This is a genomic window from Micromonospora sp. NPDC048842, assembly GCF_040649935.1.
Lineage (GTDB): Bacteria > Actinomycetota > Actinomycetes > Mycobacteriales > Micromonosporaceae > Micromonospora > Micromonospora hortensis.
In genome coordinates, this window is sequence record NZ_JBEZGK010000036.1 from 15,976 (window position 1) to 37,429 (window position 21,454).

Here is a 21,454-nt window from a genome sequence, read left to right on the forward strand (position 1 = left end):
GTGGTCCGAGGCAGACTGGAGCAATGAGACGCGCCTCCCTCTGGCCGGACCACCTGCTCCCCGACGACAGCGTTCCGCCGCCCTGGCCGGGCCGGGAAGTCCGCCTCGACGGACGGGTCACGTACGTGCGGGACACCCCGGCCACCGCCGCCGGCGCGGAGCCTGCGCTCTACGTGCACGGGTTGGGCGGGTCGTCGCAGAACTGGACCGACCTGGCCGGGCTGCTCGCCGACCGGCTGGACGGTCAGGCCATCGACCTGCCCGGCTTCGGCCGTAGCGAGCCGGGCCCGAGCTACACGATTCCGGCCTTCGCGGATCTGGTCGTCCGCTGGATCGAGCAGTCCGGTCGAGGGCCGGTGCACCTGTTCGGCAACTCGCTGGGTGGCGCGGTCGCGGTCCAGGTCGCCGGGCTCCGGCCGGATCTGGTCCGCACCCTCACCCTGATCTCCCCGGCGCTGCCGTTCCTGGATTTCCGGCGCTCGTTGCAGGGGCGGATGCTGCCGGTGCTCGCCATTCCCCGAGGTGAGCGGCTGGTCGCCCGGCACCTCACCCAGCTCGCTCCCGAGGTGATGGCCCAGCAGGTGCTGGAGGCGTGCGTCGCCGATCTCAGCCGGATCTGCGATCAGCGCCGGGCCGAGGCGCTGGAGGAGATCCGGGTGCGGTACGAGGCCGAGCACTACGCCGCCGCGTACGTCCGGACGTTCCGTGGGCTGGTCTCCAGCTTCCTGCGGGCGTACCTGCCGGGGCCGGGGTCGCTGTGGCGCCTCGCCGAGGCGGTACGCGCACCGACCCTGGTGGTGGGCGGTCTGCAGGACCGTCTGGTCGACGTGCGAGTCGGGCCGCAGACCGCCCGGCTCATTCCGGACAGCCGATTGATGATGCTCGAGGGCGTCGGCCATGTGGCGCAGTTGGAGGTTCCCCGGCTGGTTGCCCGCGCGGTGGTCGGCCTGCTCGCCGAAACGGAGGACACCGCGGGGCGGTCTGATCTGGCAGGCTGACCAGGATGCCCAGCTCAGCCCGCCATCCCGCTCGCCGTCGGCGACGTTTCGCCTTGTTCGCCCAACTGGTGGCGGTGGTGGTGGCCGTCGGCGCGGTGGTGACAGTGATCGCCGAGGGGCCGGGTGGGCGTCCCAGCGCTGACCGGTTGGCCGCCGAGGAGATCGGCCCGCCGCCGCTGGTGGCCGGGCCGCTGCCGCCCGATCCGTCGCCCTCTGCCGCGGTTCCGTCCAGCCCGCCGCCGGTGTTGCGGGTGCCCGGCGTGGTCCCGAGTGCTGGTACTGGCGGGTTCGGCTACGACACCCGCTCCGGCCCGGTGCTGGGCCGGGCGGGTGAGCTGCGGCGTTACCGGGTCGCTGTGGAGTCTGGCAGTGCCGAGGACGTCACCGAGTTCGCCCAGGCGGTTGAGGCGGCGCTCGCCGGGCCGGGCAGTTGGGTCGACAGCGGCAGGCTGCGGCTACAGCAGGTGCCGGGCGCTGCGCCTCGGGACTTCACCGTCTACCTGGTCACCGCCCGCACCGCGGGTCGGATGTGCGCGAGGGGTGGGGTGGACATCCGGATCGGCGGTCGCCCGTACACGTCCTGCCGGGCGCCCGGCCAGGTGATCATCAACCTGGATCGGTGGCGGTTGTCGGTGCCGCACTTCGTCTCGGCCGGCGTGCCGTTGACTGTCTACCGGACGTACGTGGTCAACCACGAGGTGGGTCACCAGCTCGGGCATCGGCACGAGCGCTGCCCCGGCGCTGGCCGGCCGGCGCCGGTGATGATGCAGCAGACGCTCTTCCTCAACGGCTGCCGCGTCAACCCGTGGCCGTATCTGAACGGGCGTCGATACACCGGTCCCGCCCTGTGAGTCGATCGGACCGACACGCCGACCATTGACCCCTCCATCAGGCGTCTTATGGCAATAGCGATAAAAACGGAGAAATGCCCGAATAATCTGTCAGGCTTGATCCTATGACGCCGTCGTCCCCTTACGGCCCGCCCCGGCCACCCGAGCCCCGGCCGGCGTTGCGGGGTGTGCGTCCCGCGTTCGCCCGGATGCACCGGCGTCGTCGTCGCAGCGTGCTCCTCGGCCTGCTCGTGCTCGCGGCCGCCATCGGGGTCACGGTGAGCCGGGGCGGCGAGCCGTCGGTCGAGCCTCCGACCACCACGCAGGGCGGAATGGGCCACGGAGGTGGGGTGGCCGCGCACCCGGCGCCAACCGGCTATCCGTCGGTCGGAGCGGGACGCTTCACTGCGGCCGACGGCGAGACACCAGTGCATGGCACGGACGGGCCGCTGCACCGGTACCGGGTCGTCGTCGAAAGAGGCGCCGGCCAGGACGCCGACGCGTTCGCCGCAAGGGTGGACGAGGTGCTGGCCGACCCGCGAAGTTGGATCGCGTCCGATGAGTTGCGGGTGCAACGGGTGGCCGATGCCGGGGCCGCCGACTTCACCATCTACCTGGCCACCCCTGTCACGTCCGAGCGGATGTGCGCCGAGGGCGGGTTGACCACCGAGCGCTACACCTCCTGTCGCCTGCCCGGTCAGGTCATCATCAACCTGGCCCGCTGGATGGAGGCGGTCCCCGACTACGGCGCTCCGCTGGACACCTACCGGACCTACGTCATCAACCACGAGGTGGGCCACGAGTTCGGCGCGGAGCACGAGGCGTGCCCCGGGCCGGGGGAGCCCGCCCCGGTGATGCAGCAGCAGACGTACGGGCTGCAGGGTTGCGTCGCCAACGCCTGGCCGTACCTCGACGGACGTCGTTACGCGGGGGACATCGTCCCCTGATCGACCGGGTCGTCGGTTATTCCCGCTCCCGCATACCGGACCACGTGTCATCCCTCATGGCCGAGGAGGGCTCCCGCGAGCAACAATGGCGCGGTTCACACCGCCGATCCCGGGGAGTCCACCGTGTCGTTGCCCCCGCTCGTCGAGCCCGCCGCCGAGCTGACCGTAGACGAGATCCGCCGCTACTCACGTCACTTGATCATTCCGGACGTCGGGGTGACCGGCCAGAAGCGGCTGAAGAACGCCCGCGTGCTCTGTGTCGGCGCCGGTGGCCTCGGGTCACCCGCGCTGATGTACCTCGCCGCGGCCGGGGTCGGCACGCTCGGCATCATCGACTTCGACACCGTCGACGAGTCGAACCTCCAGCGCCAGATCATCCACGGCGTCTCGGACATCGGCCGGTCCAAGGCCGAGTCCGCCGCCGCGTCGATCCGCGAGATCAACCCCCTGGTCAACGTGGAGATCCACAACACCGCGCTGGACCGGGAGAACGTCCGCGAGATCTTCGCCCAGTACGACCTGATCGTCGACGGCACCGACAACTTCGCCACCCGCTACATGGTGAACGACGCGGCGGTGCTGCTGGATAAGCCGTACGTCTGGGGCTCGATCTACCGCTTCGACGGCCAGGCGTCGGTGTTCTGGGCCGAGCACGGCCCCTGCTACCGCTGCCTCTACCCGGAGCCGCCGCCGCCCGGCATGGTCCCCTCCTGCGCCGAGGGTGGCGTGCTCGGCGTGCTCTGCGCGTCGATCGGTTCGATCCAGGTGAACGAGGCGATCAAGCTGCTCACCGGCATCGGTGAGCCGCTGGTCGGCCGCCTGATGGTCTACGACGCCCTGGAGATGGAGTACCGCAAGATCAAGGTCCGCAAGGACCCGAACTGCGCGCTCTGCGGCGACAACCCGACGGTCACCGACCTGCTGGAAGACTACGAGGACTTCTGCGGCGCGGTCTCCGAGGAGGCCCAGGAGGCGACGCTCGACTCGACCATCACCGCCCTGGAACTCAAGGAGTGGCAGGACGCCGGCAAGGACATCTTCCTCGTCGACGTACGCGAGCCGGCCGAGTACGAGATCGTCCGGATCCCCGGCGCCACCCTGATCCCCAAGGGCGACATCATCTCCGGTGAGGCCCTCGCGAAGCTGCCGCAGGACCGGCAGATCGTGCTGCACTGCAAGTCCGGCGTCCGCTCCGCGGAGGCGCTCGCCGCGCTCAAGGCGGCCGGATTCAAGGACGCCGTACACGTGCAGGGCGGCGTGCTCTCCTGGATCAAGCAGATCGACCCGTCGCTGCCCGCGTACTGACCGATCGAGCCGGGGCGGCACACACTGCCGCCCCGGCCGAACCGGCCGCCCGCCAACATCCAGGCCGCCGTCCCGGCGAATCGACGCAGATGACGCCGAGCGGCCGTCCGGCCGGAGCGACGCAGCCATTCCGGGCTGGCCGATTCTCCGAGGCGGCATCGCGTTGGCGCAGGTAGCGTCTCCGCCGTGGTCGACTTGGAAGCCGCGATCGGGTTCGTCGTGGCGCATGGGGATGCGGTGGAACGCGCCCGCCTCTCCTGGCTCCGCAACGGCACCGCCGTGCCCGCCGAGTTGCTGGAGACGGCAGAGGTCGGCCAGTCACCGGACGGCGGTTGGCCGGCCACCTGGGGCGGCGGGGTCGCCTCGATCGACGCCACCTGCTTCCGGCTCGTCGAGTTGGACGACCTGGGCGCGCTCGGCCGTCCCGCCGCCCGTCGCGCCCTGGACTGGCTGGCGTCCCGGCAGCAGGCCGACGGCGGTTGGGAAGAGGACGCGTCGCTGGCCGACTCGGCACCGGAGTGGGCCCGTCCCGGCGACCCGGAGGCGGCGTTCCTCGTGTCGGCCAACGCCGGCTTCTGGCTCACAGTCGCTGGCCTGGACGCCCGGGCCTCGGGCCCGCTCGACCATCGGGTCGGTGGGGCGTACGCCGGGGTGGTGCAGGCGGCGGCCCACTCCCTCGCCGCGCGGCTGCGCCCGGACGGTAGCTGGCCGTCGTACCTCGCCGCCGGCTGGCTGAGCGCGGCCGTGCTGCACCGGCAGGAGATGTTCCAGGAGTCCGCCCGGATCCAGGTGGTGCTAGCCGAGCGGATGCCGAAGATGTCCCCCGGGGACGTGGCATGGCTGGCGGCCACGTTGCGCCGCGCCGGCGTCGACCCGCAGGACTGGATCATGGTGCGGGCGCTGCGCCGGCTGACCGAGACCCAGCGCAGCGACGGCGGCTGGGAGAGCGACGACGGCCACCAGTTCGACGTGCACGCCACGCTGGCCGCGATCCGGGCGGCCCGCCCCGCCCCGCCCGGCTGACCCCGCGCCCCCGACCCCGCGCCCCCGACCCCCCGCGGCGATCTTGCAGTTTCTGTCGCCGATCTGCGCGGGATGCACCTTATGTCGGTGCAGCAAGTGCAAGATCGCCGTAGGGGGGCGACGTAGGGGGGCGACGCAAGGGGCGGCCGGCGGGGCTTTAGCGCACGTGTCCGTCGCCGGTGACGACGTACTTGGTGCTGGTCAGCTCGGGGAGGCCCATCGGGCCGCGAGCGTGCAGCTTCTGGGTGGAAATGCCGATCTCCGCACCGAAGCCGAACTCGCCCCCGTCGGTGAACCGGGTCGAAGCGTTCACCATCACCGCCGCCGCGTCCACCCTCGCGACGAAGTCGCGGGCCGCGCTCGCCGAGTCGGTGACGATCGCCTCGGTGTGCCCGGTGCCGAAGCGGCGGATGTGCGCGACCGCCGCGTCCAGCGAGTCGACCACAGCCACCGAGATGTCGGCGGACAGGTACTCGGTGGCGTAGTCCTCATCGGTCGCCGGGACCACGGCGGCGGAGTGGGCGGCCACCTCGGGTGAGCCGTGCACCGTCACCCCCGCCTCGGCGAACGCCGCCAGCACCGGCGGCAGGAACGCGTCGGCGATGCCCGCGTGCACCAGCAGCGACTCGGCGGTGTTGCAGGTGGAGAGGCGTTGCGTCTTGGCGTTCAGCGTCACCGCGACGGCCTTCGCCAGGTCGGCGGCGGCGTCGACGTAGACGTGGCAGTTGCCCACCCCGGTCTCGATCACCGGCACTGTCGACTCCTCGACCACTGTGCGGATGAGCGACGCGCCACCGCGCGGAATGAGCACGTCGACGAGACCCCGGGCGCGCATCAGCTCCTTCACCGAGTCGCGGGAGCTGGCGTCGAGCAACTGCACCGCGTCGGCGGGCAGACCGGCCCCGGCGACCGCGTCGCGCAGCACCGCGACCAGCGCGGCGTTCGAGTGCGCGGCCGACGACGACCCGCGCAGCAGCGCCGCGTTGCCGGACTTCAGGCAGATCCCGGCGGCATCCACTGTCACGTTGGGCCGCGCCTCGTAGATGATGCCGACCACCCCGAACGGCACCCGGATCTGGCGCAGCTCAAGGCCGTTGGGCAGGGTGGACCCGCGGACCACCTCGCCGACCGGGTCGGGCAACGCGGCCATCTCACGCAGCGCGTCGGCGATGCCGGCCACCCGACCCGCGTCGAGCGCGAGCCGGTCCAGCACGGCCGCGCTCAGCCCGGCCTCCCGGCCGGCTGCCAGGTCCGTCTCGTTCGCGGTCAGGATCTCCGGGGTACGCGTCACCAGCGCGTCGGCCATCGCCACCAGCGCGGCGTCCTTGACCGTACGCGTGGCCACTGCCAACTCCGCGGCGGCGTCCCTCGCCCGTCGCGCCTGCTCAACGACGCTCATGCCGCCACTCCGCTTCGCTCCGTGCTGCCCTGAGGCACCAGCGCCCTGAGTTGATGATTCGCTCGCTGAAGCTCGCTCATGCCAGCACTCCTCACAGCAGGACCAGGTCGTCGCGGTGGACGACCTCTCGTTCGTACGCCGGGCCGAGCGCCGCGGCGAGTTCGGACGTGGAACGGCCGAGCAGCCCGGGTAGCTCCACCGCGTCGTAGTTGACCAGCCCTCGGGCGACCGATGCGCCGGCGGTGTCCACCAGGTCCACCGGGTCGCCGGCCGTGAACGTGCCGTCCACGGCGGTGATGCCGGCCGGGAGCAGCGACTTGCGCCGCCCGACGACGGCGGCGACCGCGCCGGGGTCGAGGTGCAGCCGCCCCCGGGGTGAGGTGGCGTGGGCCAGCCAGAACAGCCGGGCTGTCGGGCGTCGCCGCTGCGGGTGGAAGAGCGTGCCGACCGGTTCGCCGGCCAGCGCCGGCGTGGCCAGGTCGGCGGCAGTGAGTACCACCGGGATACCGAAGCCGGTGGCGATCCGGGCGGCCTCGACCTTGGTCACCATGCCACCGGTGCCGACGCCGGACCGGCCGGCCCCGCCGATGGTGATGCCGGCGAGGTCCGCGTCGTCGCGCACCTCGGCGATCCGGGTCGAGCGCGGGTTGGTGGGGTCACCGGTCCAGAGCGCGTCCACGTCGGAGAGGAGCACCAGTAGGTCGGCGTGCACCAACGCGGCCACCAGGGCGGCCAGCCGATCGTTGTCACCGAACCGGATCTCCTGGGTGGCCACCGTGTCGTTCTCGTTGACGATCGGCACCGCCCGCAGGTCGAGCAGCTTGCGCAGGGTCCGGTACGCGTTGCGGTAGTGCGCTCGCCGGGTCACGTCGTCGACGGTGAGCAGCACCTGCCCGACGGTGCGGCCGTGCCGGGCGAAGCTGGCCGCGTACCGGCCGATCAGTAGCCCCTGCCCGACACTGGCGGCGGCCTGCTGGGTGGCCAGGTCGCGCGGGCGTCGGGACAGCCCGAGCGGGGCGAGCCCGGCGGCGATGGCGCCGGAGGAGACCAGCACCACCTCGCGCCCCTCGGCGGTGAGTCGACCGAGGGTGTCGACCAGCGTGTCGACGCGCTCGTCGGCCAATCCGCCGGTGGCGGTGGTCAACGAGGAGGATCCGATCTTGACAACGACCCGCCGGGCCGTCGTGACTGCGTCGCGCACCCGACCATTCTGCGTGGTCACGGCCGCACCGCCCGGCGGCGTTCCCATATGGTGGCGGATTGTGACTCCAGACGAGTACGTCGAGGCGGTGCTCGACCTGGTCGAGCGGATCCCGGAGGGCCGGGTCATGTCGTACGGCGGGGTGGCCGACGCGCTGTCCGAGCGCTCGGGGCGTGCCTCGGCCCGGTTGGTCGGCAACATCATGGCCCGGCACGGGGGCTCGGTGCCCTGGCATCGGGTGGTGACCGCTAGTGGTCGACTGCCGCCAGGGCACGAGCGGGAGGCCCGCGCCCGACTGCGGGCTGAGGGTGTGCCGCTGCGTGGTGAGGGTGTGGACATCGCGGCGGCGGGTTGGTCGCCGGATGCGGGCATGTGATCACTGGCGTGCGTGGTTGCGGCGGCCGGGACTTGCCATACACCGACGGTGCCCCGCCCCGGCGGGGGCGAGGCACCGTGCGGGTCGTTCAGAATCGCAGCGGGGACGGCACCTCGTTGTCGTCCCGTGTCAGGTCGGGCCATTGGCGGTCCTGCGCGTCGCAGTGGAGGACGAGGAATCTCCGGGTGGTCGCGTCGGGTCCCGGCTTGTTCGGCACCAACTGGACGAACGTGTAGCGGCGCGATTCACCGACCGGCACCCCGGGCAGCAGGCACGACGCATGATCGGCGTCTGGCCCGGGTTTCGGATCGCACCGGGACCAGTGTCCGCCGGCCCGCTCGCCGGCCTCAATGGAGTGGAACGCGACCTGGGCCGCGTCGACTGGCCCGGCGTTGGTGACCGTGAAGACCGTGGTGAGTTTGCGTCGGGTGTCCGCTCCCGGAACATCGACGAGCTCGTGGGTCATGGTCATCCGTAGATCGGTGAGTCGGGGGTCCTTGCCGAATGCCGTCGGGCCGTCGGTCTGACCGAATCGCTGCCCGTCCCACTGGTACGTCCGTACCTGCTCTCGCCGCGGGTAACTCGGTGTGCCACAGCACGGCACGATGTCGGCCACGCGCACCTCGACCGACCCGATCCGGTTGATTTCCACAGCGCGAATGTCGTCGAACCCGTCGCCGGTCCGGACCACCCTGCCGACCGTCACGATTCGACCGTCCGGGTTCCGGTCGAAGGCCACCACCTGCTTCGCCGACGCCTCGCCGTACCGGCAGGCGACGACGGCGATGGTCTCGACGGCGCCGTTCGGGGTGCTCGTGGTCGCCGGCGGCGACGTGGACGGTGTGGGCGTCGGCGGTGCCGAGGTCGACGGGGTGGTGGGTTCGACGGATTCCGCCACCCCCTCGGTGTTCTCGTCGAGCAGCCCGGCCAGGGCCGTCCGGCCACGGTGCAACCATGACTTCACGGTGCCCTCGGCCACCCCTTCCTGCGCGGCGATCTGACTGATGGAGAGGTCAGCCAGGTAGTGCAGGATGACCGCTCGGCGATGGTTGGCCGGTAACTGCGCCAGCGCCGCGTCGATCGCCACCCGGTCGGGGGTCGGACCGGCCACCTCCGCCTCGGTGCGGCCGTCACCCTGACTGTTCGGCTGTCCCGCCAGGGCCGGCAGGGTGGTCAGCCCTCGAGATAACGTGAGTAACATTCGGCCCCATGAAAACGCCGCCGGGCGCCGGCTCGTCAGCCAACGGCTCGCTGCCCCGCTCGGTGCACGCCGGCTACGCGCTCGGTTCGCTGGCGACCGGAGCGTTCGGCACAGTGCCCGGCCTGCTGCTGCTGCCGTACCTGACCGACACCCTGGGCGTGGCCGCCGGGCTGGCGGCCCTGCTGGTGTTGCTACCCAAAGCCTGGGACGTGCTGGTCAACCCGGTTGCCGGGCGGATCTCCGACCGCACCCGGTCGCGGTGGGGCGCCCGCCGGCCGTACCTGCTCGTCGCCGGCCTCGCGCTCGCCGTCCTGTTCGCATCGATCTTCGCCGCGCCCTTCGGTAACGGCCCGGCCGCCGTGGCGTACGTGGCGTTCGCGTTCCTCGCCACCGCCACCGCGTTCGCCTTCTTCCAGGTGCCGTACGTGGCGATGCCGGCGGAGCTGACCGGCGACTACGCCGAGCGCACCCGGTTGATGACCTGGCGGATCGCGGTGCTGGCGCTGGCCATCCTGGTCTCCGGCGCTGTCGCGCCGCTGGTGGTCAGCGCCGGTGGTGACGGCGTGGCCGGGCACCGCTGGATGGGCCTGTTCGTGGCGGTGCTGATCGCCCTCGGCGCCCTCGGCGCGTTCCTGGGCACCCGGTCCGCGCCGACCGGCACTGTGGGGGAGAGCGAGCCGACGCTGCGCGCCCAGCTCGCCGTGGCCGGTGCCAACCGTCCGTTCCGGGCGCTGCTGATCTGCTTCGTGGTGCAGTCCGCAGGGGTGGCGACGATCCTGGCCGGGGTCAACTACTTCGCGGGGCAGATCCTGCGCGACGCGGAGAGCGGGCCGACACTGCTCTTCGTCTGCTTCGTCGGGCCGGCGCTGCTGGTGATGCCGATCTGGAGCCGGATCGGTGCTCGGCTGGGCAAGCGCACCGCGCTTGTCGTCGCCTCGCTGATCCTCGCCGTCGGCGCGTTCGCCCTGGTCGCCGCCCCGGTGCTGCCGGCGGTGGCCGTCTATCTCGTGGTCGCGCTGATCGGCGTGGGGTACGCCGGGCAGCAGGTCTTCGCGCTGGCCATGTTGCCGGACTGCATCGCGCACGAGACGGCGCGCACCGGCCGACGGCAGGCGGGCGTCTTCACCGGGTTGTGGACCGCCGGGGAGACCTTCGGCCTGGCGCTCGGCCCGGGTATCTACGGACTGGTGCTCCAGCTCTCCGGCTACGTGTCCTCCGACACCGGCTCGGCGGCGGCCCAGTCCGACACGGCGAGACTGGGTGTCCTCCTCGGCTTCACGCTGATTCCGGCCCTGCTGATCGCCCCTCCGATCCTCCTGCTCCGCCAGTACACCCTCACCGCCCAGAGCGACAGAGTCGATCACGGAGTTGTGGTGGGGGACGAAAGCCGTTGACGTCACGAGAAGGGCACCATGACTCCATGATCGACGAGAGCAGGGTCGAGGCCGGGGCGCTTTCCGCCGCCGGGGTTCCCGCGGAACGGGTTCTTGAAGAGGTGCGGGAGCTGCGGGCGGGTGACGCGCCCACCCACGGGGGACGGCTGTTCGCGTACGTCTACGACCCGGCGGTGCCGGGGCTGGACGAGCTGGCCGCCGCCGCCCACCGGGAGAGCGCGCACGTCAACGGGTTGGACCCGACCGCGTTCCCGTCCCTGCTGGCCATGGAGAACGCGCTGGTCGGCGCCGCTGGCAGGGTGCTGGGCGCCGGCCCCGGAACCACAGCTCCGGACGTCGTCGGCAGCGTCACCAGCGGCGGCACCGAGTCACTGATCCTCGCCGTCAAGACCGCTCGGGACGCCCACCCGGAGATCGCCGCGCCTCGGATCGTGGTGCCGTCGAGCGCGCACGCGGCATTCGCCAAGGCGGCGCACTACCTGCGGGTGGCGCTGGACGTCGTGCCCGTCTCCCCGGAGACGCTACGTCCCGACCCGGCCGCGATGGCCGCCGCGATCCGCCCGGAGACGGTGCTGGTCGCCTGCTCCGCGCCCTCGTACGCGCACGGGGTGGTGGACCCGGTCACGCAGATCGCGGCCGCCGCGGCCGAGGCCGGGGTGCGCTGCCACGTGGACGCCTGCTTCGGCGGCTGGACCCTGCCGTACCTGCGCCGGATCGGACAGCCGGTGCCGCCGTTCGACTTCGCGGTGCCCGGGGTCACCTCCATCTCGGTCGACCTGCACAAGTACGCGTACGCGCCGAAGGGCGTGTCCGTGCTGCTGCACCGCGACGCCACGCTGCGCGCCCCGCAGTACTTCGCGTACGCCGACTGGCCCGGCTACACCATGATCAATCCGGTGATCGCGTCCACCCGCTCGGGCGGGCCGATCGCCGCCGCGTACGCAACGCTGCGGCACCTCGGCGACGAGGGCTACCTGCGGCTGACCGCCATCACCCGGGACGCGGTCGCCGGCCTGGCCGATGCGGTCCGCGCCGTCGACGGGCTGCGGCTGATGGCCGAGCCGGAGTCGACAGTCGTCTGCTTCACCGCCACCGAGGGTGGCCCCGACCTGTTCGTCCTGGTCGACGAGCTGACCGCGCGGGGCTGGCACACCCAACCCCAGCTGTCGTACGACGGCCTGCCCGCCAGCGTGCACCTCACGGTGACCGCCGCGGTCGCGCCCCGGGTCGCCGAGTTCGGGCCGGACCTGACCGACGCGGTGGCAGCGGCCCAGGCGGCCGGTCCGGTCGCCCTTCCGCCGGAACTGACGGCGCTGGCGACGTCGCTGATCCCGGACGCGCTGACCCCGGAGCTGGTCGCGGGCCTGGCCGCCGGGCTGGGCATGGGCGGCGAGCCCGATGGTGCGCCGCTGCCGGAGCGGATGGCGGTGGTGAACACGCTGCTCGACGCCGCGCCGCCGGCGCTGCGGGAGCGGCTGCTGGTCGAGTTCGTCGGGCTGCTGCAACGTCCCACCTGGTGACCGGAGCGCCGGCCGCGTCGTACGCCCCCGTGGCGTACGACGCGGCCGGCGACCGTCAGCCGTAGATCATTCTCATCTGAACCAGGTTGTCGGCTCTGTTGACGTCCGGCAGGACGTCACGTTCGCTGTCCATCGGCTGGACCTCCACGTCCGCCTTGTCAGTGCTCAGCGTGATTCCTTCGAGCACCCGGAAGTCCAGGTCCAGCCGCATCTCCGCCCCGGCGGCCAGCTGACCCAGGCGGCAGGTGATCGGTTCGACGTTCTCGTGGACGCCCGCGCACGGGCCCCACCCGTCGACGTCCGCGCGCACCACCGCGGGCACGCCCAACCGCAGCATCACGTGGGCGACCGGGCCCGTGCCCCGGTTACGAATCCGCACCGTGGCCGTACCCGTCCGGGAGCCGTCGTCGGCAGTTCTCAGCACGAGGTCGCCGGTGGTGACCGCGACGTCCGCCAGGTTCGGGTTCGGACCGAAGCTCGTCGGCCCGGAGACCTGGCTGAACGCGTCACCCTTCCAGCGGTAGCCCCGCCACTGCCGTTGTGACCACCTGGCGTTCCAGCCACCCCCGGGAGCGATGTCACCGACCTGAACGCGAACCGTGCCGTCGCCCACGACATCCAGAGCGAACAGCCACTCCGGCTTGTCGATGGTGGTCGTGACCACCCGGCCGAGCGTGACCACCTTTTCTTCCTTGTCCCGGTCGAAGGCGACCACCTGCATCGGCCCGCGGGTGCCGAGCACGCACTGCACGAGAGCCACGGTCTCCACCGCGCCGTCCCCGTCGATGTCGCCGTGGTCGAGCGCCAAGAGCCAGTTCGCGCCCTCCCGGGCATCGGCGGTGAGCCGCGTCTGCGACGTCGGGCAGCCTCGTCCGGCCCGCCATGCCGGTAGGGTCACCGGCACCCCCAGCAGTTGCGCCCGGCTGACCTGGCCGTCCGGCACGGGGGTGGTCGGGCTGGCACTGGTCCCGGCAGGGCTGGGGGTCGGACTCGTCGGCATCGGCGTCGGCGTCGGTGACACCGAGATGCTCGGCGTCGGGTCGACGGGACCGGGTCGGTGGTCGGGGCCGCTCAACGCCGCGTATCCGACGGCCGATCCGCCGACCAGGGCGAGCGCCGTCGTGGCGCTGGCAGCCAGCCGGCGTCGGCCGCGGCCTCGTACCGTCCGTCGGACGGCGGCAGGTCCTGGTGCCTCGACCTCCGCGAGCGCGGTACGGCGGTATCGGGCAAACTCCTCGGAGAGGTCAAGAATCTCCTGCTCAGACATCCCGCACCTCCTCTCTGGTGTCGCGCAGGTGTGTGGCGAGTGCAGTCCGGCCCCGATGCAGCCAGGACTTGACAGTCCCTTCCGCTACCTGTTCCTGAGCGGCGATCTCGGCGACCGTCAGGTCGGCGAGGTAGTGCAGTACGACGGCCCGCCGCTGTTTCGGCGGCAACTTCGCCAACGCGGCGTCGACGACGACCCGGTCGGGGCTCGGCTCCGCGACGTGTGTCTCCCGCTGCCGCAGCAGCCACTGCTGGGCGGTCCGCAGCCGCCGCCAGCGGTTGTGGCCGAGGTTCCAGGCGACCCGACGGACCCAGGCCAGGGGGTCCTCGTATCCGGCGAGCCGGTCCCAGCGGGCGTACGCACGACAGAACGCCTCCTGAACCAGGTCCTGCGCCTGCCCGCGGTCACCCGTGTACGCGGTCAGCTGCACCACCAGGCCGCGGAAGTGGGCGTGGTAGAAGTCGTCGAAGACCAGCTCTGCCGCCGCGGAGGTTGCGGTTCCCGGTGGGTCCGGCGGGCGTCCACCCACCCGCACATCTCGTGTCACAAGCACTCGTCCTCCCCGTGGCGACTGCCGGCGCTGTCTTCGCCAGCACCGGTCACACAAGCGAGCGCGCCGCTAGGTTGCGCGTCAACCGCCGCCGAACGCTGTCGGCTCGGGGACAACTGGTGAGGCGCTCAGACCGCTCACCGCCGGACCGTACCGACGCCGGCTGTGATTCACTGTCGCTGAGGAGAGGGGGCGGTAGTGCAGCTACCGGCAGTGCTCGGCGAGCCGATCCGGTTCGTGCTGAACTGGGGCCGTCGCTACTCGCTCTGGGTGTTCAACTTCGGTCTGGCCTGCTGTGCCATCGAGTTCATCGCCACCAGCATGGGTCGGCACGACTTCATCCGACTCGGCGTGATCCCGTTCGCCCACGGCCCCCGCCAGGCCGACCTGATGGTGGTCTCCGGCACGGTGACCGACAAGATGGCCCCGGCGATCAAGCGGCTCTACGACCAGATGCCCGAGCCGAAGTACGTCATCTCGTTCGGCGCCTGCTCCAACTGTGGCGGCCCCTACTGGGATTCGTACTCGGTGACCAAGGGCGTCGACCAGCTCATCCCGGTCGACGTGTACGTGCCCGGCTGCCCGCCCCGGCCGGAGGCGCTGCTGCACGGCATCCTGCGCCTGCAAGAGAAGATCGCCGCCGAGCAGTCCGGCATCGGGGGTGTGCCGCAACGGGACGTGCTGGCCGCCCCGCTGGACGCCCCGCCCCGCGAGGCCGCCGCGCCACGCTCGGTCGACTCGCTCACCGCCCCGCCGGTACGCCCGCCCGCCGCTACCTGACAGCGTGAGTCACCACCCACGACGGCGCGCTCGCCACCCCGTTGTGGACCCGCGGCACTAGCCTGCGGACTATGAGCAGCTCAGCGGACCAGCGGTCCACCCACATCGTCGACGTGCTCACCGAGGAGTTCGGTGCGTCGATGGCGATCGACCCGGCCGCCTTCCGCCGCAAGTTCCGCAAGATGGCGGCTTCGCCGTTCGCCTTCTACCGGGGCAGCGCCGCGCTGTTCTACGCCGACCAGCTCGGCGACTTCGCCGACGACCGGTTCTCCGACGAGCAGACCAGCCGGGTGTGGATCCACGGTGACCTGCACGCGGAGAACTTCGGCACCTACATGAACGCCTCCGGGCAGCTCGTGTTCAACGTCAACGACTTCGACGAGGCGTACGTCGGGCCTTTCACCTGGGACCTGCGCCGGCTCGCGGCCAGCGTGGCGCTGCTCGGCTACGGCAAGGCGCTCTCCGACACGGCGATCGGGGAGCTGGTGGCCGGGTTCGCCCGGTCGTACCTGACCGAGCTGCGGGCCATCGCCGCCGGCGGTGACGACGCGATCGGTTCGATCACACTGGACAACGCCGACGGAGTGCTGCGCCGGGTGCTCCAACGGGCCCGGCTCAACACCCGCGTGGACCTGCTCGCCGCGCAGACCACCATCGACAACTACGAGCGACGCTTCTCCATCGGCGACGGGGTCTTCGAGATCGACGACGCCACCCGGGACCTGGTCAGCGCCGCCTTCCAGGACTATCTGGGCACCCTGCCAACCGCCTCGACGCAGCTGCGCCCGGTGGCCGCGCGGATCAAGGACGTGGTGCTGCGCAAGGGGGTGGGCATCGGCTCGGCCGGGCTGCCGTCGTACAACCTGCTGCTGGAGGGCCACACCCAGGCGCTGGAGAACGACGTCGTCATCTACATGAAGCAGGCGCAGGTGCCGGCCGTGGCGCGGTACGTCACCGACGAGTCGGTCCGCGGCTACTTCCAGCACCAGGGGCACCGGACCGCCGAGTCGCAGCGGGCGTTGCAGGCGCACGCCGACCCGTGGCTGGGCTTCACCGAGCTGAACGGGACCGGTCAGCTGGTCGCCGAGGTCTCCCCGTACGCCGCCGATCTGGACTGGTCGGACGTGAACGAGCCGGAGGAGCTGACCGGGGTTCTCGTCGACCTCGGCCGGGCGGTGGCCCGGATGCACTCGGTCGCCGACGACGAATCCAGTCACGACCTGGTGGACTACTCCACCGAGGAGGCGATCGTCGCGGCGGTGGACGCCGACGAGCGGGGATTCGTCGCCCACCTGGTGGATTTCGCGCACGCGTACGGGGTGCGCGCCCGCCAGGACCATCAGCTCTTCGTCGACCTGTTCCGCAACGGTCGGTTGCCGGGCATCTGATCGGGCGCGACGTCGCTCAGGACGCGAACTCCAGCACCACCTTGATGTCGTCCGGCCCAGGGGTGTACGCGTCGGCGTACCGGTTCACCGGCACCCGCCGGGTGATCAGCGACTCGAGCCAGACCTGGTCGGCGCGGGCGAGTGCCTGCGCGGCCATGTTCCAGTGTCGCCGGTTGGCGTTCACCGAGCCGAACACCACGTTGTTCTCCAGCACCAGCGCCCGGTTGAGCGCCCCGGCGTCGAAGTCGATGCTCCGGCCACCGCTGGACACCCCGGCCAGGCAGACGATCCCGGTGGGGGCCGCCTTGCACATCACGTCGAGGACCACTGTGGGAGCGCCCGTGCACTCGATCACCACGTCCGGCTCGAAGGGCAGGTCGTTGACCGGCACCGTGTGGTAGGTGGCACCGAGCCCGGCGACCAGCTCCGGCTTCGGCCCCTCGGTGTTCCGGTCCAGCACGTGCACGGTGAGCCCGCGCTGGGTGCCGAGCAACGCGGCCAGCAGACCGATCGGCCCGGCCCCGGTAACCAGGACGGTCTGCGGCTGCCACTCGGCCCGGTGCCCGATCCGCTCGATGTGGTCCCAGGCCTTCGCCACCACACTCGTCGGCTCCAGCAGCACGCCCACCTGGGCCAGCGCCGGGTCGAGCGCGACCGCGAACCGCGGTTCGACCCGCCAGCGGTCCCTGGCGAACCCGGCCAAGCCCTTGATGCCGTGTTCGGTGTACTGACCGTTACGGCACATGTCCCATTCGCCGACCGCGCAGTTCGAGCAGGGCACCGGGTCGGGGTACCGGACGATCCCGGCCACCAGGTCACCGGGTTGCAGGGTGCCGCTGGAGTCCTCGATCACCCGGCCCAGTGACTCGTGCCCGATGATCAGGCGGTCGGCGCCCGGCGGCGCCTCGCCGTACTCGCCGGCGATGATCTCGTGGTCGGTGCCGCAGATCCCCACCGCCAGCGCCTCGACCAGGACAGAGCCCTCCTCGGCAGCCGGCTCCGGCTGATCCTCGACGAGGCTCAGCGAGTTGGCGACCCCGGGTCTCACTGTCACAGCGCGCACACCCTCATCTTTCCCCGCCGAGGCGTGCGCCGCGCCCAAAGCCGGCAGATCGCTGGGCATCGGCGGCGGCCAGGTGGGGGCCCGCCCGGCACTAGGATCAGCGGCATGACTCCCGAAGAGGTCGGCGCTCGGCTGGTCGCGCTACTCGCGCCGGTTGAGGCGACCCCGTCGGTCTCCGGCGGGCAGAAGTTCGCCCGGGCCACAATCGACGTGCCGCCCGCGAGTTGGCTGACAGCGGTTTCCGCCGCCCGTGACGACACCGAGCTGGCCTGCGACTTCTTCGACTGGCTCTCCGCCGTCGACGAGTTGGCCGAGGGTTTCGACGTGGTGGCTCACCTCTGGTCGACGCGACTGCGGCACGGCCTGCTGCTGCGTACCCGGCTACCGCGCGGCGCGCCCACTGTCGCGTCGGTGGTCGACGTCTACCCCGGTGCCGCCTGGCACGAGCGGGAGACGCACGAGATGTTCGGCATCGACTTCGCCGGGCATGGGGAGCTGCTGCCGCTGCTGCTGCCGCCGGAGTTCGAGGGTCACCCGCTGCGTAAGGAGTTCGTGCTGGCCTCCCGGGTGGCGAAGCCCTGGCCGGGCGCGAAGGAGCCGGGCGAGTCCGAGGCCGGCGGCGGGCGTCGACCGATCCGCCCGCCAGGCGTTCCCGCCCCGGGCGAGTGGGGGCCAACGCCCACCCCGGCCGGCGCCGGTGGGGTGGGGGAGGGCCCGCGTGGCGGCACCCCGGCCAGACCGGCTCGTGAGCGTCCGGCGCGGCCCGCCCCGGGGGCCCGTCCGGCGGGTACTCCCCGACCGGCCGGCGCCGCCGACGGCCCGACCCCTGCCGACCAGCCGGCGCCCGCGGACCCGCCGGGTCGCGATGGCCGGAGCGACCACGACGGGGGTACGGCCTGATGCCGCTCTGGGTGGAGTTGGTGCTCCGGATCGGCGGCGTGGTGGTCGCGTTCCTCACCCTGCCGTTGCTTGTCGGCCAGGCCGAGCACAAGGTGATGGCGCACATGCAGGGCCGGCTCGGCCCGATGTACGCGGGCGGCTTCCACGGCTGGGCGCAGCTCGTGGCTGACGGGGTCAAGTTCGTGCAGAAGGAGGACATCACCCCACGCGAGGCGGACCGGGCGGTGTTCCGGTTGGCGCCGGCGGTGGCCCTGGTGCCTTACCTGCTGGTGTTGCTGGTCATTCCGCTCGGTCCGAACGATCTGGTCGGGCAACCGTTGGACATCGGCCTCTTCTTCGTGCTGGCCGTGGTCGGCGTCGGGGTGGTGGCGGTGCTGATGTCGGCGTGGGCGTCGGCCAACAAGTACAGCCTGCTGGGCGGGTTGCGCGGGGCGGCCCAGTTGCTCGGTTACGAGCTGCCGCTGGTGCTGGCCGCCGCGTCGGTGGCGATGGCGGCCGGCACGCTCAGCCTGTCGGGCATCGTCGAGGCGTGGCAGCCGTGGTGGTTGCTCTGGCAGGCACCCGCGATGATCATTTTCTTCGTCGCCGGGTTGGCCGAGATCCGTCGGCCACCGTTCGACATGCCGGTGGCCGACTCGGAGCTGGTCTTCGGCTACATGACCGAGTACACCGGTCTGCGGTTCGCGTTCTTCCTGCTCGCCGAGTACGTCGGCATCGTGGTTATCGCCGCGCTGACCACTGTGCTGTTCCTGGGGGGTTGGCAGGGCCCGTTCGCCGACGACCAGCTGGGCTGGCTCTGGACGCTGCTCAAGATCTTCGCGGTCTCCTTCGTGATCATCTGGCTCCGGGTCTCCTACCCCCGGCTACGCGAGGACCAGCTCCAACGCCTCTGCTGGCTGGTCCTCGTGCCCGCGTCCCTGGCCCAACTGGTCCTCACCGCGGCAGTCCGCATAGCCCTGTAGACCCCCACCCGTCCGCGTCGATCTTGCACTTTCTGTCCCGGCAAACGTGACCAAATGGTGCATTTGGGCGTCAGAAAGTGCAAGATCGACGCGTGCGAGGGGGCTTAGCGCAGTGGGGTGTGTGCGGGGTCTACCGGCTCTTTCGGGGGTGGGGGCGGGGTGCCGTCGCCGAAGGGGCGGCCACCGAGCGCTTCCCTACCGTGCGGGGTGAGCCAGTTGGACAGGTCCGGGCCGAGCGGCACGATGCCGGTCGGGTTGATGTCGCGATGCACCTCGTAGTAGTGCCGCTTGATGTGGTCGAAGTCGATGGTGTCGCCGAAACCGGGAGTCTGGAACAGATCCCGGGCGTACGCCCACAGCACCGGCATCTCACTCAGCTTCTGCCTGTTGCACTTGAAGTGGCCGTGGTAGACCGGATCGAAGCGGACCAGCGTGGTGAACAGCCGCACGTCGGCCTCGGTGATGGTGTCGCCGACCAGGTAGCGCTGGTCGGTCAACCGCTCGGTGAGCCAGTCCAGCCGGTCGAAGAGCTGGTGGTACGCCTTGTCGTACGCCTCCTGGTTGCCGGCGAACCCGCACCGGTAGACGCCGTTGTTCACGTCCCGGAACACCACGGCGTTGACCTCGTCGATCTGCTCCCGCAGGTGCTCGGGGTAGAGCTGCGGGGCGCCTTCGCGGTGGTACGCCCTCCACTGCGTGGACAGGTCCAGGCTCATCTGCGCGTAGTCGTTGGTCACCACCTGCCCGGTCGGCACGTCCACGATCGCCGGAACGGTGATGCCCCGCTCGTAGCCGGGGAAGCGCTTGAAGTACGCCTCCTGGATGCGCTCGATGCCGAGCACCGGGTCCCGACCGTCCGGGTCGAGGTCGAAGGTCCAGCTCCGGGCGTCGTGGGTCGGGCCGGCCACCGCCATCGAGATGGCGTCCTCCAGACCGAGCAACCGCCGCACGATGATCAGCCGGTTGGCCCACGGGCAGGCCCGGCTGACCGCCAGCCGGTACCGGCCCGGCTCGACCGGATATCCGTCGCGCCCGTCCTCGGTGATCCGGGTGGCGATGTACCGCTGGTCGCGGGTGAACTCGCCGCCCGGCTCGACGTACTTGCCGCTTTTTTCCTCGCCCACGTCGCCCTCCCGGTCTGGTCAGTGTCTCTACCCAATCCTCGCGGATCTACGGCGCACAGTGGTCCCGGATACCCTGCCGGCATGACGGATGTGGAGGCGGCGGCCCGGCGGTTCATCGCCGATGTGTGGAATGCCCGCCAGGAGGAGTCGGCGTACGAGCTGGTCGCCGAGGAGTGCCCGGGGCTGGGCGGCACCGGGCCGGAGGCGACGTTGGCCTGGCATCGCGAGCGCCGGGCGGCCTTCCCGGACCTCCGCTACAAGATCGTCGACGTGGTCGCGGCCGGCGAGCGGGTGGCAGTGCATTGGCGGGCCGCCGGCACCCACGCCGGGCAGTTCGGGCCGGTGCCGCCGACCGGGCAGGTGGTCAGCTACTCGGGGGCGACGTTCCTGCGTTTCGACGCGGCGGGCCGGATCGTCGAGGTGTGGAGCTGCAACGAGCTGTTCCAGTTGCTGCAACAACTCGGCGTCGAGATGCTCCCACCGGCCGTCGTCAGCGGACCCGGGGCGTGATCCGGCTGATCGGCAGGTGACCGTGCTTCTCGGGTAAGCCCCTGGGGTCGTCGACCTGTGGGTGGTGGTCGCGCGCGCCGTGGCCACAGGGCAGGATGGTCGACATGAGCGACCCCAGCGAGCGCGATGACGCCAGCGGACGCGGCCTTCCCGGCGCGGGCCTGGTGAAGGGGCTGGCGGTCACCCTCAAGACGATGACCAGCCGTTCGACCACCCAGCAGTACCCGGACACGGCTCCTGACCTGCCGCCGCGCTCGCGCGGCGTGATCGCCCTGTCCGAGGAGAACTGCACGGTCTGCATGCTCTGCGCCCGGGAGTGTCCGGACTGGTGCATCTACATCGACTCGCACAAGGAGGAGGTGGTGGTGCCCGGCGCCGCCCGCCCCCGCCAGCGCAACGTGCTCGACAAGTTCGACATCGACTTCTCGCTCTGCATGTACTGCGGCATCTGCATCGAGGTCTGCCCGTTCGACGCGCTCTACTGGTCGCCGGAGTTCGAGTACGCCGAGTACGACATCAAGGACCTGCTGCACGACAAGGACCACCTCGGTCAGTGGATGGCCACCGTTCCGCCGCCGCCCGCGCACGACCCGAACGGCGAGCCGGCCAAGGAGGAAACCTCCGCCGCGCGCAAGGCGGCCGCCGCACGCCCCGCTCCGCCAGCGGTACGCCCCGACGCCGACCAGGACCCGGCGTCGTGAACGCCCGAGCCGGAA

The 21,454-nt window shown here is 71.4% G+C and carries 19 protein-coding genes and 2 pseudogenes; 14 read left to right on the forward strand and 7 right to left on the reverse strand.

Annotated elements, in window-relative coordinates; all coding sequences use genetic code 11:
• Positions 1–23 precede the first annotated feature (23 nt).
• The 5 genes and pseudogenes from AB0C19_RS31390 (at position 24) to AB0C19_RS31410 (ending at position 5,103) form a co-directional block, all read left to right on the forward strand.
• Complete coding sequence (locus AB0C19_RS31390) at positions 24–998, forward strand: alpha/beta hydrolase (RefSeq protein WP_357191174.1); 975 nt, start codon at positions 24–26, stop codon at positions 996–998.
• 5 nt (positions 999–1,003) lie between these two features.
• The gene (locus tag AB0C19_RS31395) at positions 1,004–1,849 is read left to right on the forward strand and encodes a DUF3152 domain-containing protein (protein ID WP_357191177.1); all 846 of its coding nucleotides are present in this window, start codon (positions 1,004–1,006) and stop codon (positions 1,847–1,849) included.
• A 104-nt stretch (positions 1,850–1,953) separates the two neighbouring features.
• Positions 1,954–2,775 (forward strand): DUF3152 domain-containing protein, encoded by an 822-nt coding sequence (locus AB0C19_RS31400; RefSeq protein WP_357191180.1) that lies wholly within the window; start codon positions 1,954–1,956, stop codon positions 2,773–2,775.
• Positions 2,776–2,831: 56 nt separating this feature from the next.
• Positions 2,832–4,080: pseudogene (gene moeZ / locus AB0C19_RS31405) on the forward strand (adenylyltransferase/sulfurtransferase MoeZ).
• Positions 4,081–4,215: 135 nt separating this feature from the next.
• Positions 4,216–5,103 carry a prenyltransferase/squalene oxidase repeat-containing protein gene (locus AB0C19_RS31410; protein ID WP_357191251.1) on the forward strand — a complete coding sequence of 296 codons (888 nt, stop codon included), beginning with the start codon at positions 4,216–4,218 and terminating at the stop codon, positions 5,101–5,103.
• A 157-nt stretch (positions 5,104–5,260) separates the two neighbouring features.
• Here AB0C19_RS31410 and AB0C19_RS31415 read toward each other — a convergent pair whose 3' ends face one another.
• Together AB0C19_RS31415 and proB are read right to left on the reverse strand one after the other, a co-directional pair.
• Complete coding sequence (locus tag AB0C19_RS31415; protein ID WP_357191183.1) at positions 5,261–6,502, reverse strand: glutamate-5-semialdehyde dehydrogenase; 1,242 nt, start codon at positions 6,500–6,502, stop codon at positions 5,261–5,263.
• 91 nt (positions 6,503–6,593) lie between these two features.
• Entirely contained in the window at positions 6,594–7,751 is a 1,158-nt protein-coding gene (proB, locus tag AB0C19_RS31420) for a glutamate 5-kinase (protein ID WP_357191186.1), read from the reverse strand.
• Between the two features lie 13 nt (positions 7,752–7,764).
• On the opposite strand from proB, the gene AB0C19_RS31425 reads away from it, so the two are divergent.
• Positions 7,765–8,079, forward strand: a complete 315-nt coding sequence (locus tag AB0C19_RS31425) for an MGMT family protein (RefSeq protein ID WP_357191189.1) — start codon at positions 7,765–7,767, stop codon at positions 8,077–8,079.
• Between the two features lie 925 nt (positions 8,080–9,004).
• Here AB0C19_RS31425 and AB0C19_RS31430 read toward each other — a convergent pair.
• Positions 9,005–9,190 (reverse strand): annotated as a pseudogene (locus AB0C19_RS31430) (sigma-70 region 4 domain-containing protein); the annotation flags it as partial.
• A 98-nt stretch (positions 9,191–9,288) separates the two neighbouring features.
• On the opposite strand from AB0C19_RS31430, the gene AB0C19_RS31435 reads away from it, so the two are divergent.
• Together AB0C19_RS31435 and AB0C19_RS31440 are read left to right on the forward strand one after the other, a co-directional pair.
• Complete coding sequence (locus tag AB0C19_RS31435; RefSeq protein WP_357191191.1) at positions 9,289–10,674, forward strand: MFS transporter; 1,386 nt, start codon at positions 9,289–9,291, stop codon at positions 10,672–10,674.
• A 26-nt stretch (positions 10,675–10,700) separates the two neighbouring features.
• Positions 10,701–12,194, forward strand: coding sequence for an aminotransferase class V-fold PLP-dependent enzyme (locus AB0C19_RS31440; protein WP_357191194.1), 1,494 nt, complete (start codon positions 10,701–10,703; stop codon positions 12,192–12,194).
• Between the two features lie 55 nt (positions 12,195–12,249).
• Here AB0C19_RS31440 and AB0C19_RS31445 read toward each other — a convergent pair whose 3' ends face one another.
• Complete coding sequence (locus tag AB0C19_RS31445; protein ID WP_357191197.1) at positions 12,250–13,461, reverse strand: hypothetical protein; 1,212 nt, start codon at positions 13,459–13,461, stop codon at positions 12,250–12,252.
• Positions 13,454–13,990, reverse strand: coding sequence for a SigE family RNA polymerase sigma factor (locus AB0C19_RS31450; RefSeq protein ID WP_357191253.1), 537 nt, complete (start codon positions 13,988–13,990; stop codon positions 13,454–13,456). Before AB0C19_RS31450 ends, AB0C19_RS31445 begins: the two co-directional genes overlap by 8 nt.
• A 219-nt stretch (positions 13,991–14,209) precedes the next feature.
• Here AB0C19_RS31450 and AB0C19_RS31455 point away from each other — a divergent pair, with 219 nt between their 5' ends.
• Positions 14,210–14,791, forward strand: a complete 582-nt coding sequence (locus AB0C19_RS31455; protein ID WP_355005696.1) for an NADH-quinone oxidoreductase subunit B family protein — start codon at positions 14,210–14,212, stop codon at positions 14,789–14,791.
• 71 nt (positions 14,792–14,862) lie between these two features.
• Entirely contained in the window at positions 14,863–16,179 is a 1,317-nt protein-coding gene (locus AB0C19_RS31460) for a DUF2252 domain-containing protein (RefSeq protein WP_357191200.1), read from the forward strand.
• A 16-nt stretch (positions 16,180–16,195) separates the two neighbouring features.
• Here the strand turns inward: AB0C19_RS31460 and AB0C19_RS31465 are convergent, their stop codons facing one another.
• Complete coding sequence (locus AB0C19_RS31465; RefSeq protein WP_357191202.1) at positions 16,196–17,242, reverse strand: glucose 1-dehydrogenase; 1,047 nt, start codon at positions 17,240–17,242, stop codon at positions 16,196–16,198.
• 105 nt (positions 17,243–17,347) lie between these two features.
• Between AB0C19_RS31465 and AB0C19_RS31470 the strand changes: the two genes are divergently transcribed.
• Together AB0C19_RS31470 and AB0C19_RS31475 are read left to right on the forward strand one after the other, a co-directional pair.
• Positions 17,348–18,142 (forward strand): NADH-quinone oxidoreductase subunit C, encoded by a 795-nt coding sequence (locus AB0C19_RS31470; protein WP_357191205.1) that lies wholly within the window; start codon positions 17,348–17,350, stop codon positions 18,140–18,142.
• Positions 18,142–19,104: a complex I subunit 1 family protein gene (locus AB0C19_RS31475; RefSeq protein ID WP_030329816.1), complete on the forward strand. Its 963-nt coding sequence runs from the start codon at positions 18,142–18,144 to the stop codon at positions 19,102–19,104. Before AB0C19_RS31470 ends, AB0C19_RS31475 begins: the two co-directional genes overlap by 1 nt.
• Positions 19,105–19,208: 104 nt before the next feature.
• Here AB0C19_RS31475 and AB0C19_RS31480 read toward each other — a convergent pair whose 3' ends face one another.
• On the reverse strand, positions 19,209–20,228 hold the full coding sequence (locus AB0C19_RS31480) for a glutathione S-transferase C-terminal domain-containing protein (protein WP_357191207.1): 1,020 nt from the start codon (positions 20,226–20,228) through the stop codon (positions 19,209–19,211).
• An 81-nt stretch (positions 20,229–20,309) separates the two neighbouring features.
• Between AB0C19_RS31480 and AB0C19_RS31485 the strand changes: the two genes are divergently transcribed.
• Together AB0C19_RS31485 and AB0C19_RS31490 are read left to right on the forward strand one after the other, a co-directional pair.
• A complete protein-coding gene (locus tag AB0C19_RS31485) occupies positions 20,310–20,738 on the forward strand; it encodes an ester cyclase (protein ID WP_112700493.1) in 429 nt (142 codons plus the stop codon).
• A gap of 95 nt (positions 20,739–20,833) precedes the next feature.
• Positions 20,834–21,439, forward strand: a complete 606-nt coding sequence (locus AB0C19_RS31490; RefSeq protein ID WP_357191211.1) for an NADH-quinone oxidoreductase subunit I — start codon at positions 20,834–20,836, stop codon at positions 21,437–21,439.
• Positions 21,440–21,454: the final 15 nt, after the last annotated feature.